This window comes from Streptomyces tendae (genome assembly GCF_014650435.1).
GTDB classification, from domain to species: Bacteria; Actinomycetota; Actinomycetes; order Streptomycetales; family Streptomycetaceae; genus Streptomyces; species Streptomyces tendae.
The window spans coordinates 196,916-209,991 of record NZ_BMUY01000002.1; the positions used below are offsets into that span (position 1 = coordinate 196,916).

General features: G+C 69.7%; 11 protein-coding genes and 1 tRNA gene. 7 read left to right on the forward strand and 5 right to left on the reverse strand.

Going from position 1 to position 13,076, the window contains the following annotated elements; all coding sequences use genetic code 11:
• Window positions 1–362: 362 nt before the first annotated feature.
• Window positions 363–2,627: a transglycosylase domain-containing protein gene (locus IE258_RS05760; RefSeq protein WP_189739793.1), complete on the forward strand. Its 2,265-nt coding sequence runs from the start codon at window positions 363–365 to the stop codon at window positions 2,625–2,627.
• Between the two features lie 188 nt (window positions 2,628–2,815).
• Here IE258_RS05760 and IE258_RS05765 read toward each other — a convergent pair whose 3' ends face one another.
• Complete coding sequence (locus IE258_RS05765) at window positions 2,816–3,280, reverse strand: GatB/YqeY domain-containing protein (RefSeq protein WP_052836419.1); 465 nt, start codon at window positions 3,278–3,280, stop codon at window positions 2,816–2,818.
• A 129-nt stretch (window positions 3,281–3,409) separates the two neighbouring features.
• On the opposite strand from IE258_RS05765, the gene IE258_RS05770 reads away from it, so the two are divergent.
• The 3 genes from IE258_RS05770 (at window position 3,410) to IE258_RS05780 (ending at window position 5,422) form a co-directional block, all read left to right on the forward strand.
• Window positions 3,410–4,339, forward strand: coding sequence for a metallophosphoesterase (locus IE258_RS05770; protein WP_189739796.1), 930 nt, complete (start codon window positions 3,410–3,412; stop codon window positions 4,337–4,339).
• A 192-nt stretch (window positions 4,340–4,531) separates the two neighbouring features.
• Window positions 4,532–5,281 carry a Pr6Pr family membrane protein gene (locus IE258_RS05775; RefSeq protein WP_189739799.1) on the forward strand — a complete coding sequence of 250 codons (750 nt, stop codon included), beginning with the start codon at window positions 4,532–4,534 and terminating at the stop codon, window positions 5,279–5,281.
• 67 nt (window positions 5,282–5,348) lie between these two features.
• Window positions 5,349–5,422 (forward strand) — tRNA-Pro (locus tag IE258_RS05780).
• Window positions 5,423–5,496: 74 nt separating this feature from the next.
• On the opposite strand, the gene IE258_RS05785 is transcribed toward IE258_RS05780, so the two are convergent.
• Entirely contained in the window at window positions 5,497–6,264 is a 768-nt protein-coding gene (locus IE258_RS05785) for a glucose 1-dehydrogenase (RefSeq protein WP_189739802.1), read from the reverse strand.
• A 107-nt stretch (window positions 6,265–6,371) separates the two neighbouring features.
• Window positions 6,372–7,388 carry a zinc-dependent alcohol dehydrogenase family protein gene (locus IE258_RS05790; RefSeq protein ID WP_189739805.1) on the reverse strand — a complete coding sequence of 339 codons (1,017 nt, stop codon included), beginning with the start codon at window positions 7,386–7,388 and terminating at the stop codon, window positions 6,372–6,374.
• A 286-nt stretch (window positions 7,389–7,674) separates the two neighbouring features.
• Between IE258_RS05790 and IE258_RS05795 the strand changes: the two genes are divergently transcribed.
• Window positions 7,675–8,577: a helix-turn-helix transcriptional regulator gene (locus IE258_RS05795; RefSeq protein WP_189739808.1), complete on the forward strand. Its 903-nt coding sequence runs from the start codon at window positions 7,675–7,677 to the stop codon at window positions 8,575–8,577.
• A gap of 55 nt (window positions 8,578–8,632) precedes the next feature.
• On the opposite strand, the gene vanS-Sc is transcribed toward IE258_RS05795, so the two are convergent.
• Both vanS-Sc and vanR-Sc read right to left on the reverse strand, forming a co-directional pair.
• The gene (gene vanS-Sc, locus IE258_RS05800) at window positions 8,633–9,727 is read right to left on the reverse strand and encodes a VanSc-type vancomycin resistance histidine kinase VanS (protein ID WP_189739811.1); all 1,095 of its coding nucleotides are present in this window, start codon (window positions 9,725–9,727) and stop codon (window positions 8,633–8,635) included.
• Window positions 9,720–10,415 carry a VanSc-type vancomycin resistance response regulator transcription factor VanR gene (gene vanR-Sc, locus IE258_RS05805; protein ID WP_159327182.1) on the reverse strand — a complete coding sequence of 232 codons (696 nt, stop codon included), beginning with the start codon at window positions 10,413–10,415 and terminating at the stop codon, window positions 9,720–9,722. The genes vanS-Sc and vanR-Sc overlap by 8 nt, the downstream gene beginning before the upstream one ends.
• A gap of 87 nt (window positions 10,416–10,502) precedes the next feature.
• On the opposite strand from vanR-Sc, the gene IE258_RS05810 reads away from it, so the two are divergent.
• Together IE258_RS05810 and IE258_RS05815 are read left to right on the forward strand one after the other, a co-directional pair.
• Entirely contained in the window at window positions 10,503–11,633 is a 1,131-nt protein-coding gene (locus IE258_RS05810; protein ID WP_189739815.1) for an endonuclease/exonuclease/phosphatase family protein, read from the forward strand.
• Window positions 11,634–11,768: 135 nt separating this feature from the next.
• Window positions 11,769–13,052 (forward strand): lipid II:glycine glycyltransferase FemX, encoded by a 1,284-nt coding sequence (locus IE258_RS05815; RefSeq protein WP_189739817.1) that lies wholly within the window; start codon window positions 11,769–11,771, stop codon window positions 13,050–13,052.
• Window positions 13,053–13,076: the final 24 nt, after the last annotated feature.

The following is a 13,076-nucleotide window of genomic DNA, read 5'->3' on the forward strand; positions in this document are numbered from 1 at the left end:
ACACCCCCTTCGGGCCCAATCTTGAATGGCCCGAACGGACTATGGGTAAGCGGCAGATCACCCGGGGGAGTGAGCTGGCGACATGCGCGACGATCCCGACATTCGGGTCATCTCTGTTGCGCCACAACGGACACCGATTGACACACAAGGCAAATTCGGACACGCACTCCACACGCCGCGGCACGCGCCGGTACGCACCAACGCGCCCCCCAGCGGGGCCCCTCGGAAAAAACTCGAGCGGATCCGGAACGATTCGGGGTCGCCGGACGTATTGATACGTGGCCTCACTGCTGTGACAGTTGAGTGCAGCTTAGGCCAAGGCATATACGCGTGTCCGGCGAATGAGAACGTAGGCTGCCTCCATGCCAAAGAAGCGCTCGGGCGGTGGTCTGTCGCCAACGCAGCAGGCCGCCAAGTTCCTCGGTGTCAGTGTCCTCGCGGGAGCAGTGCTGGCCGGCATCGCGTTGCCCGCCGTGGGCGCGCTGGGGCTGGCCGCCAAGGGATCGGTGGAGGGCTTCGACGCCCTCCCGACCAACCTGAAGACTCCCCCGCTGAGCCAGCGCACCACCATCCTCGACGCCGAGGGCGGCACCATCGCCACGGTCTACTCGCGCGACCGGACGGTTGTCGACCTCAAGGACATCTCGCCGTACATGCAGAAGGCGATCGTCGCGATCGAGGACTCCCGCTTCTACGAGCACGGCGCGATCGACCTGAAGGGCGTCCTGCGCGCCCTCAACAAGAACGCGCGCAGCGGCGAGGTCTCCGAGGGCGCCTCCACGCTCACCCAGCAGTACGTCAAGAACGTCTTCGTGGAGGAGGCGGGAGACGACGCGACGAAGGTCGCCCAGGCCACCCAGCAGACCATCGGCCGCAAGATCCAGGAGCTGAAGCTCGCGATCCAGGTCGAGGAGGAGCTGGGCAAGAAGAAGATCCTCGAGAACTACCTGAACATCACGTTCTTCGGCCAGCAGGCGTACGGCGTCGAGGCGGCCTCCCAGCGCTACTTCTCCAAGCACGCCAAGGACCTCAACGTCCAGGAGGCCGCCCTCCTGGCCGGCATCGTCCAGTCGCCCAGCCGATACGACCCGGTCAACGACGAGGCGGAGGCCACCAAGCGCCGCAACATCGTCCTGAACCGCATGGCACAGGTCGGCGACATCTCCACGGCCGAGGCCGAGAAGGCGAAGAAGGCACCGCTCGGGCTGAAGGTCAGCAAGCCGAAGAACGGCTGCATCACGGCCGTGAACGACGCGAGCTTCTTCTGCGACTACGTGCGCGAGGTGTTCCTGAGCGAACCGGTCTTCGGCAAGACCCGCAAGGACCGGGCCAAGATCTGGAACCAGGGCGGCCTCACCATCCGTACGACGCTGGACCCGAAGGCCCAGGAGTCGGTGCACCAGTCGCTCAAGGACCACGTCAACAAGTCGGACTCGGTCGCCGCGGCGAGCACGCTGGTCGAACCCGGCACCGGCCGGATCGTCGCGATGGGCCAGTCGAAGCCGTACGGCTACGGCAAGGACGAGACCGAGATCAACTACTCGGTCGACCACGCCGTGGGCGGCTCCAACTACGGCTTCCCGACGGGTTCGACGTTCAAGCCGTTCCTCGCGGCCGCGGCCCTGGAGGAGAACGTGCCGGCGACGAAGGAGTACTCGTCGCCGTACGACATGGACTACCCGAGCCCCATCCAGACCTGTGACAAGCCCTGGATCAACGACTCGGGCTACCGGCTCGAGAACGAGAACGAGTCGGAGGTCGGCCCGTACCGGCTGAAGGAGGCGATGGCCAAGTCGGTCAACACCTACTTCGTCCAGATGCTCGCCGACATCGGTCTGTGCCCGGTCGCGTCCATGGCGGACAAGCTCCACGTCCACCAGGGCAACGGCGACAAGCTGCCGCAGAACCCCTCCGCCCTCGCCCTCGGCTCGGTCGGTATGTCGCCGCTGACGATGGCGAGCGCCTACGCCACCTTCGCCTCGCGCGGCATGTACTGCACGCCGGTCGCGATCGAGTCGATCACCCAGAAGGTCGGCAACAAGCAGAAGTCGCTGGAGGTGCCGAAGTCGACGTGCTCCCGCGCCATGACGGAGAAGACCGCGGACAGCGTGAACACCCTGCTGCAGGGCGTGGTCGACTCCGGTACCGGTAAAGCGGCAGGTCTCAGCGACCGCGCCAACGCCGGCAAGACGGGTACGACCGACGAGCGCAAGAACGCCTGGTTCGTCGGCTACACGCCGAACATGTCGGGCGCCGTCTGGGTCGGCAGCGCCAGCCAGAAGGTCGAGATGAAGAACATCACGATCGGCGGCGTCTACCACCCCCTCGTCTTCGGTGGCGCGGTCCCGGGCCCGATCTGGAAGGACGCCATGACCGGCGCCCTGGAGGGCAAGGACTCCCCCTCGTTCAACCTCGTCGACATCCCGGACGGCGACAAGAACAAGGACAAGGACAAGGACAAGGACAAGGGCCGCGACGAGGACAAGCCCGACGACGGGAACAACGGCGACGACGAGGGCTTCATCGCCGGCCTGACCAACGGCGGCAACGGCAACGGCGGCGGGGACGGCGGCTTCCCGGGGAACCTGATCCAGGGCCCGGGCAACGGCCCCGGCGGACGCCGCTGACACCTTCCTTCGACCTGACGAGGGCCCTCGCCGCGACTGCGGAGAGGGCCCTCACAGGTGTTACCGGCGTACCGGCACAGCCGGTTCCGTAGGTAGTGCCGGCGTTTCCGGCACAGCCGGTTCCGCAGGTGTTACCGGCGATACCGGCACAGCCGGTTCCACCCGCGTCGCAGGAACGCGGCGGCGACTCAGCCGGCCAGGAGCTTCTTGACGGCGGCGGCGACCCGGCCGCCCTCGGCCTGCCCGGCCACCTTCGGGTTCACGATCTTCATCACGGCACCCATGGCCCGCGGCCCCTCGGCACCGGCCGCCTTCGCCTCCTCGACGGCCTGCGCGACGATCGCGTTCAGCTCGTCGTCGGAGAGCTGCTTCGGCAGGTAGGCGGCGAGCACCTCGCCCTCCGCCTTCTCCCGCTCGGCCTGCTCGGCGCGGCCGCCCTGGGCGAATGCCTCGGCGGCCTCGCGGCGCTTCTTCGCCTCGCGGGTGATCACCTTCTGCACCTCGTCGTCGGAGAGCTCCCGCTTCTCCTTCCCCGCGACCTCCTCCTTGGTGATCGCGGCCAGCGTCAGCCGGAGCGTCGAGGAGCGGAGCTCGTCGCGCTCCTTGATCGCGGAGTTGAGGTCGTCGTGCAGCTTCGACTTGAGCGTGGTCATGGACCTGATTGTCGCAGGTGCGCGGGTACCGGCGCCCGTCGATTTGCGCGCCGCCGGTCCAGGTGGCCGCGGAGGGCCCGCCCACCACCGCGTCCGTCGCTCTCCAGCCGCTTCTGACACGATGGACGTATGCGCGCGCGATACGGAGTACCCCTGGGAATCACGGCGGTTGGCGCCGCCGGTCTGATCTACGCGGCGGGCATCGAGCCCCGCGCTTTCCGCCTCCGACGAGTGACGGTCCCCGTCCTCCCGTCCGGTATGCGTCCGCTGCGCGTGCTCCAGGTCTCCGACATCCACATGGTCGGCGGTCAGCGCAAGAAGCAGCGCTGGCTGCGCTCACTGGCCGGGCTGCGCCCCGACCTCGTGATCAACACCGGCGACAACCTGTCCGACCCGGAGGGCGTCCCCGAGGTCCTGGACGCGCTCGGCCCCCTGATGGAGTTCCCGGGCGCCTACGTCTTCGGCTCCAACGACTACTACGGGCCGCGGCCCCGCAACCCCGCCCGGTACCTGCTCGAGAAGGTCCAGGGCCGCCACGGTCTCAACGGCAACCCGCCGGTCGTCGGTGCCGTCCACAACCCGTGGGAGGACCTGCGCGACGGTTTCGACTCCGCGGGCTGGCAGAACCTCACGAACACCCGGGGCACGCTCAAGATCGAGGGCGTGTCGGTCGAGCTGACGGGACTGGACGACCCGCACATCAAGCGGGACCGGTACGCGGAGGTGGCCGGCGGCCCGTCCGGCGCGGCCGACTTCTCGATGGGCGTGGTCCATGCCCCGTACCTGCGCGTCCTGGACGCCTACACGGCGGACGGCTATCCCCTGGTCCTGGCCGGCCACACCCACGGCGGCCAGCTCTGCATCCCCTTCTACGGCGCCCTGGTCACCAACTGCGACCTGGACACCGACCGCGTGAAGGGCCTGTCCAGGCACACGTCCGGTGGCCACACGTCCTACCTCCACGTCTCGGCCGGCTGCGGCGCGAACCGATACACCCCGTTCCGCTTCGCCTGCCCACCGGAGGCGACGCTGCTGACGCTGGTGGGCCGGGAGAGCTGACGGCGAGAGGCCCGCGGCGAGCTGACGGCCAGAGGCCCGGGAGAGCTGACGGCCACGGGCCCCGGGGAGCTGACGACCAGAGGCCCCCAGGGGGAGCCTGCGGGCGAATCCACACGGTCACCGAGGGCAACCGCGTACCCCACACGGCCCACCCACATAGCCCGCCATGTCCGATTTGCCTACGTTGGGGCCATGACAGCCCCGATACCCAGGGACATCCCGGACCTCCCCCCGATCCCGGGCCACGTCGTCCTGCCGCCCACCGTCGTGCCGGCCCGTGCCGTACTGATCCCGGCCCGCCGGCGCACGGTCGCCGCCTTCCGCGGCCTGATCGCCCTGCTGGCCCTGACCGGCGTGGCGATCGAGCTGCTCGCCGACGGTGCGCCCACCACGGCCCTGAGCCACTTCACGATCCAGAGCGGCATCCTGCTGGCGCTGGTCATGCTCGTCTCCGCCCGGTGCGCCTGGTCCGCCCACCACCCCCTGCCGGGGGCTCTCACGGGCGCGGCCCTGTTCTACGTCGTCGCCGCGAGCCTGGTCCACCACGTGCTCCTGGCCCACGCGTCGAGCCCGTTCGCCGTCCAGGGCGACAGCGGCATGGTCTGGCAGACCGCCGCGACCCACATCCTCCACACGGCGGTACCGGTGGCCGCGATCCTGGACTGGCTCCTGCTCACCCCGGCCGGCCACCTGCACCTGCGCCAGGCCCCCGTGTGGCTCCTGTACCCCCTGGCCTACCTCGCCTTCACCCTGGCCCGCGGCGAGCTGCTCGCCCCTGGCTCCCAGGACAGCTACCTCTACCCCTTCCTCGACGTCGCCCAGCACGGCTACAAGATCGTCCTCGGCAACGCCCTCCTCGTCGGCCTCGCCCTCTACGCCCTGGCCGTACTCCTCGTAGCCCTGGACCACATCCGCCCGGACCCGCTCCGCCGCCCCCGATAAACCGGATTTCGTCTCCGGCCACCGGTGGGCTAAAGTAAACGACGTCGCCGCGACGAGCAGCGACAATCGGGGTGTGGCGCAGCTTGGTAGCGCGCTTCGTTCGGGACGAAGAGGTCGTGGGTTCAAATCCCGCCACCCCGACAGTGAAGTACCAGATCAGGGGCCTGATCCGCTTAGCGGGTCGGGCCCCTGAGTGGTTTCTGGCGGTCCTGGGGTCAGTGCGTGGTGTAGCCGCCGTCGACGGGCAGGGCGACGCCGATGACGAAGCTGGCACCGGGGCTGCAGAGCCACAGGGCAGCAGCGGCGACTTCCTCGGCCTGGCCGAGGCGCCCGATGGGCTGGTCGTTCATGATCGCGGCCATGGCTTCGGCCTGCCCCTCGAGCATGTCGGCGACCATCGGCGTCTCGATCACGCCCGGGCAGACGGCATTGATACGGATGCCCTTGGGCGCGTACTCGACGGCGGCGCTCTTGGTCAGGCCGATCACACCGTGCTTGGAGGCGTGGTAGGCGGCGCGCTCGGGCAGGCCGACCAGCCCGCCGAGGGAAGAGCAGTTGACGATGGCGCCGGAGCCCTGGGTGCGCATCTGGCGCAGCTCGTGCTTCTGGGCGGCCCACACACCGCGCAGGTTGACGCCGTTGACGCGGTCGAAGTTCTCGGCCGTCTCGTCGGCGGCGTCCGAGGGCGGGACCTGGATACCGGCGTTGTTGAAGGCCATGTCGAGGCGTCCGTAGGTGTCCACCGTGCGCTGGACCATGGCGGCGGCCTGGTCCTCGTCGGTGACGTCGCACACCACACCGATGGCTTGGTGTCCGGCGTCCGTGAGTTCCTTCGCCGCCGTCTGCACGGCGGTCTCGTTCATGTCGGCGAGTACGACGGCCGCGCCGGCCTGGGCGAAGGAGCGGGCGGCGGCCAGTCCCATGCCGGAGGCCGCGCCGGTGACCAGGGCGACCTGGCCTTCGAAGTTGTACTGCGGGTTCATGCTCGGGGTCCTATCTCTGTGGCAGGCGGGCTCGGTGTCAGGGCGCCGCCTCGTGCTGGGGGTCGGGGCAGCCGCTTCTCGGCGCGGCGGACGTGCCGACGGTTGATTCAGGGGCGCAGGAGGGTCTTGATGGCGCGGCGCTCGTCCATGGCCCGGTAGCCCTCGGCGGCCTGGTCCAGGGGAAGCTCCAGGTCGAAGACTTTGCCCGGGTTGATCCGGCCGGTGAGGACGCGCTCGACAAGGTCGGGCAGGAAGGCGCGGACCGGGGCCGGGCCGCCGCGCAGGGCCACATGGGAGAAGAACAGCTCCTCCCCGTCGATCTGCACGCCGTGCGGGACGCCGACGAAGCCGACGTTTCCGCCGGGGCGGGTGGAGTGGAGGGCCTGCTGCATGGACTCGGGGTTGCCCACGCACTCCAGGACGGCGTCCGCGCCGATGCCGCCGGTCAGCTCCTTGATCCGGGCAGCGCCCTCGTCGCCGCGCTTGGTGACAACGTCGGTGGCGCCGAACTCGCGGGCCAGATTCTGGCGCGGGGTGTGGCGGGACATGGCGATGATGCGGGTCGCTCCGAGTTCCTTGGCGGCGATGACGGCGCACAGGCCGACGGCTCCGTCCCCGACCACCGCGACGGTGTCACCGGGCCCGACCTGGGCGGCGACGGCCGCGTACCAGCCGGTGCCCATCACATCGGAGCAGGCCAGGAGGCTGGGGATGTGCTCCTCGGCCACCTCGCCGGGGACGTGGACGAGGGTGCCGTCGGCGAGCGGGACGCGGACGTACTCGGCCTGGCAGCCGCCGACGAACTCGCGGTGCAGACAGTTGGTCTGGTAGCCGTTCTCGCAGTTGGGGCAGGTGTTGTCGGAGGCGAAGAACGAACCGACCACGAGCTGGCCGGGCTTGACGCTGGTCACCTCGCTGCCGACTTCTTCGACGAGGCCGACGTATTCGTGGCCGCCGGGCATGGGCCCGGCGACTTCGTTGACGCCTCGGTAGTCCCAGAGGTCCGAGCCGCACACACAGGTGGCGACGGTGCGGATGACCGCATCGGTGGGCTGCTGGAGGGCGGCCTTGGGCCGGTCTTCGACCCGTACTTCGTAGGGAGCGTGAAGGACGGTTGCGCGCATGGTCTTTTCCGTAGCGTTGGGGGAGGAGTGCGGGGAGCTGGATGGTTCCGGGCCCGGAGAGGGTCAGGAGCTGCGGTCGGGGCGGCAGGGACCGGGACTCGTCGTCCCTCGGGCTGTTTGTGTTCCGCCATCACCGACGCAGGGGCGGCCGTCTGTGGCGGGGGCGGTTGCCGACCACCGGCCTGATATCGATGAAACGGCAGGTCACGCGTGTGCGGAAGGACCCACTGTTACGTGTACTGGCAGGGCACCCCTCCTGCCCCGCGATCGTCGTAGCCTCGAAGACATGGACAACCGCAGTGAGGTCCGCGAGTTCCTCACCAGCCGCCGCGCGAGGATCACGCCACAGCAGGCGGGCCTGCCGGCCTCCGGACACCGGCGGGTCAAAGGGCTGCGTCGCGAAGAGGTCGCGATGCTCGCCGGTGTCAGCGCCGAGTACTACGCCCGCATCGAACGTGGGAATCTCTCCGGCACCTCCGAAGCCGTCCTGGACTCCCTGGCCCGGGCGCTGCAGCTCGACGAATCCGAGCGTGCCCATCTGATGGACCTGGCCAGGAGCGCCAGTACCACCCGCCGGCCCGCACGCCGCCGCACGGCACAGCCCATCCGGCCCGCCCTGCAGCAGCTCCTCGACGCGATGACCGACGCGCCCGCCTTCATCCGCAACGGCCGCCTCGACATCCTCGCGACCAACCGTCTCGGCAAGGCCCTGTACTGGCCGCTGTTCCAGGACCCCGCCCGGCCGGTCAACATGGCCCGCTACCAGTTCCTCAACCCCGGCGCCGAGCAGTACATGACGGAACTGGACCACCAGCGGGCCGCAGCCGCAGCCCTCCTGCGCACCGAGGCCGGACAGGACCCCTACAACCGCGACCTCAGCGACCTGATCGGCGAACTCTCCACTCGCAGCGAGGACTTCCGTTCGCTGTGGGCCGCGCACAACGTGCGCCTGCACCACACCGGCCTCAAACGCTTCCACCATCCCGCCGTCGGCGACCTCACACTCGCCTTCGAAGCGCTCCCCGTACCGACCGACCCCGGTCTGACCCTCACCGCCATGAGTGCCGGGCCCGGCACCCCATCGGCCGACGGCCTCAAACTGCTCGCCAGCTGGGCCGCCACTCTCGAGGGGGATCACCAGCCGGAGGGCGAACCCGGCAACGGCCCAGACGCCACATACCGGCCCTGAGCCGTCGCTCGCCCGGCAGCACGACGATCCCGGCCGTGCAATGGTTGCTCGCTGGCTACTTGGTGGTGCGCGGGGCGCTCGTCGGTAGTTCCACCGTGACGCGGAGGCCCCCGCTGTGGCGTGGGGTGAGGGTGAGGGTGCCGTCGTGGGCCTGGGTGATGGTGTTGACGATGGCCAGGCCCAGGCCGACGCCGGGGTGGTCGGTGTGTACGCGTTCGGTACCGCGCTGGAAGGGTTCGGTGAGGGTCGAGGCCCGGTGGGGGCTGATCAGGTCGCCGGTGTTCTCGACGACGAGCCGCGTGGTGCGGGGGCCGGCGGTGGTGTGGATCCAGACCCTGCCCCGGCCGGGGAGGTTGTGGACGATCGCGTTGTGGACGAGGTTCGTGGTCAGTTGGAGGAGGAGGGCCGGTGATCCGAGGGCGGGGGTCACGTCGCCGCTGGTTTCGAGGGTGACCCCGTGCTTCTCCGCGAAGGGGAGCAGTGTCTCGGTGGCCTCCTCCGCAAGGAGGGACAAATCGACCTGTTCCCGGGCGAAGGAGCGCTGGCCGGCGCGGCTGAGCAGGAGCAGGGCCTCGGTGAGGTCGATCGCTCTGGTGTTCACGGCGTGGAGGCGGTCGATGATCTCGCCGGGGTCCTGGTGCGGGTCGGTGCGGGCCACGTCGAGGATGGCCTTCGAGACGGCCAGCGGGGTGCGCAGCTCGTGCGAGGCGTTGGCCGCGAAGCGCCGCTGTTCGGACACGTGGGCTTCGAGGCGGGCGAGCATCTCGTCGAAGGCGTCGGCGAGTTCGCGGTACTCGTCCCTGCGGCCCGGCAGCCGGATGCGGTGGGAGAGGGATCCGGTCGCTGCCGTGCGGGTGGCCTCCGTGATGCGGTCCAGAGGGGCAAGCATCCGTCCGGCGAGGAACCATCCGCCCACGAGGCCGAACACCAGGAGAAACGCCATGACCCACGCTGCCGTGGGGGCGAAACTGCGGAGGAAGATCGTGCCCGGAGTCGCTCTCACCGCCCCCCATTCGTTGGTGATCAACCATCCCTGTCGCACGAGGAACACGCCTACCGCCACGAGCAGCAGGGCTCCCGCGAGCATGAGGAATCCGGCGTAGCTGAGGGTGAGCTTCAGGCGGACGCTCAGGCCGGGTCTCCTATCCACTGTCGCCGCCCGCCTGCTCGGTGACGGGTGCCGTGTCGATGCGGTATCCGACGCCAGGCACGGTGGCGATGATCCCTGGTTCGCCGAGGCGCTTGCGCAGGGCCGAGACCGTGATGCGGACGGCGTTGGTGAACGGGTCGGCGTTCTCGTCCCACGCGCGTTCCAGGAGTTCCTCGGCGCTGACGACACCGCCCTCGGCCGCTACCAGCACTTCGAGAACCGCGAACTGCTTCCTGGTCAGCGCTACGTATCGGTCGTCCCGGTAGACCTCCCTGCGGAACGGGTCGACGCGCAGACCGGCGACCTCCCGCACCGGCGGCCTGCTGTGGGCGCGCCTGCGGTCGAGTGCCCTGAGCCTGAGCGCCAGCTCCTGCAGTTCGAACGGCTTGGTCAGGTAGTCGTCGGCGCCGAGGCCGAAACCGGATGCCTTGTCGTCGAGGCGGTCGGCCGCGGTGAGCATGAGGATCGGCATGCCGCTGCCGGAGGCGACGATGCGGGCGGCGATCTCGTCGCCGGACGGGCCCGGGATGTCGCGGTCGAGGACGGCGATGTCGTAGGTGTTGATGCTCAGCAGTGCCAGGGCGGTGTCGCCGTCACCGGCGATGTCGGCCGCGATCGCCTCCAGGCGCAGGCCGTCGCGGATCGCCTCCGCCAGGTAGGGCTCGTCCTCGACAATCAGCACACGCATGATGTCGAGGTTACGAGTCGGCACATATCGTCGGCATATCGAAATCCGCATACGTGCCGGCAACGCCGCCTCGCCTTCACTGACCGCATGCGTCACATCTCACCACCAGCTCCATCGTCGGCAGCAGGGACAGAAGCAGAAGCAGAAACAGGAAGCGGGGCAGGGACAGGGACAGGGGCCGAGGCAACAGCCGCTATAGCCGCCGTGCGGAGTCCGCTGCCGCGCCGCGCGTTCCGCCGGGTGCTCAGACCGGAGGTGTGGAAGCGGGGGCCCGTGCTCACGGCGGCGGCGCTCCTGCTGGGTCTGGTCATGCTGCTGCACGCCCAGATCCCGAACCGGGTCGGGTCCCTCGGCAGTCTGGTGGAGACTTTCCTGCCGTGGTTCGCGGTATTCATCCCCGTGCTGGCTGCCGGAGCGCTGTGGCGCCGTTCCGTCTCCGCGATGATCGCGCTGGTGCTGCCGGTCACGGCATGGCTGAGCCTCTTCGGCGGGCTGCTCGTCGACAAGTCCGAACCGGGCGGCGACCTCACCGTGGCCACCCACAACGTCGGCGCCGACAATCCGGACCCGGCCGGCACCGCCCACGACCTGGTCGCCTCCGGGGTGGACGTGCTGGCCCTGGAAGAGATCACCGACGAGGACCGGAGTGTGTACGAGAAGGAGCTGGCGGGGACGTACCCGTACCACACGGTGCAGGGCACGGTCGGGCTGTGGAGCAAGCTGCCGCTGTCGGGCACCCGGCCGGTCGACATCGCCACGGACTACGGGCCGCTCGCGGACACCAAACCGGCCGACGTCCAGCTGGCCGGCAATCGCGCGCTGCGCACCACGGTGACCACGGATCAGGGCCCGCTGGTGGTGTACGTGGCTCACCTGGGATCCGTACGGCTCAATCCCCGGGCCGGCTTCTGGACGGACTCCCGCGACCGGAACGCACAGGCGCTCGGCACGGTTCTCGCCGCCGACCGGAGTGAGCGGGTGATGCTGCTCGGGGACCTGAACGGCACCCTGGACGACCGCGCGCTGGCGGGCATCACCTCGCAGTTGGACTCGGTTCAGGACGCGGCCGGTGACGGGTTCGGCTTCAGCTGGCCGGCGAAGTTCCCGGTGGCGCGGATCGACCAGATCCTGGTGCGCGGCGTGGAGCCGACCGGTTCGTGGACGCTGCCCGCCACCGGCAGCGACCATCTGCCGGTGGCCGCCGGAGTCAGCTGGTAGGCGGCGTCCGACGAGGTGCCGGGGTCGTCCGACGAGGTGTCCGGGACCGCCCCTGCCCGCCTCGCCCGGCACATATCGTCGGTGTATCGGAAACCGCATACGCGTCGGCAACACGGCGCCGCCTTCACTGGCTGCATGGCCTACAGCGAACCAGTACCAACAGCTGACCCGACGGGGAGCCACCCGGCCAGGACCGCGGGCGTGCACCCGACCGTCCGGCCGATCAGCGCTACCGAGCACCTGGCGTTCGTGCGCGCGCAGCGCTCGGTCAGCTTCCTGCAGACCCCGGCATGGGGGCGCGTCAAGACCGAGTGGCGCAGCGAGTCGCTCGGTTGGTACGACGGCCCGCGACTGGTCGGCGCCGGGCTCGTCCTGCACCGGCCGGTGCCGCGACTCCAGCGCTACACGCTGGCCTATCTCCCCGAGGGCCCGGTCATAGACTGGACCGGCGACATCGCCGCGTGGCTCGACCCGCTCGCCGCATACCTCAAGGCGCGGGGCGCGTTCGCGATCCGGCTCGGTCCGCCCGTGCGCACGAACGTCTGGAGCGCCGGCCAGGTCAAGGAGGGCATCGCCGACAGGGGCACGCGGCGCCTGACCGATGTGAACGCCCACTGGACCGACCCGGTCGGCGTCGGCGTGGCCGGTCGGCTCAGGGACGCGGGCTGGCTGCCGCAGAGTCCGGAGGACGGATTCGGGGTCGGCCATCCCCAGTTCAAGTATGAGGTCCCACTGGCCGGGAGAACCGAGGACGACCTGCTCAAGGGCATGAACCAGCTCTGGCGGCGCAACGTCCGGAAGGCGGCCAAGGAGGGCGTCGAGGTCACGGCCGGCCGAGTCGCGGGCGAACAGGTCACGGATGGGCGGGGTACAGGCGGGCAAGGCACGACCCGGCGCGGCATGACCGGGCGCGACGCGGAGGGTCAGGACCTGAGCGGGGAGGATCTCCATGCCTTTCACGATCTCTACGTCCACACCGCCGAGCGCGACCGCTTCACGCCCCGGCCGTTGCGCTACTTCGAGACCATGTTCGCGGTGCTGGGCGCCGAGGATCCGGAGCGGGTCAGTCTCTATCTCGCCCGCCACCGGGGCGACCTCGTCGCCGCCACCGTCATGGTCCGCGTCGGCACCCACGCGGTGTACGCCTACGGCGCCTCGTCCACCGAGAAGCGTGAGGTGCGGGGCTCCAACGCCTGCCAGTGGGCGATGATCCGCGACGCGCTCGCGTCCGGCTGCGACGTCTACGACCTGCGCGGCATCACGCCGACCCTCGACGCCGACGACCCGCACGTCGGGCTGGTCCAGTTCAAGGTCGGCACCGGAGGCCAGGCGGTGCGGTACGTGGGCGAGTGGGACCTGCCGCTGCGACCGCTGGTCTACCGGACCTTCGACCTCTACATGAAACGACGTGGGCGATGAGGTCCGTCTCGCAGTGCCCGCCCG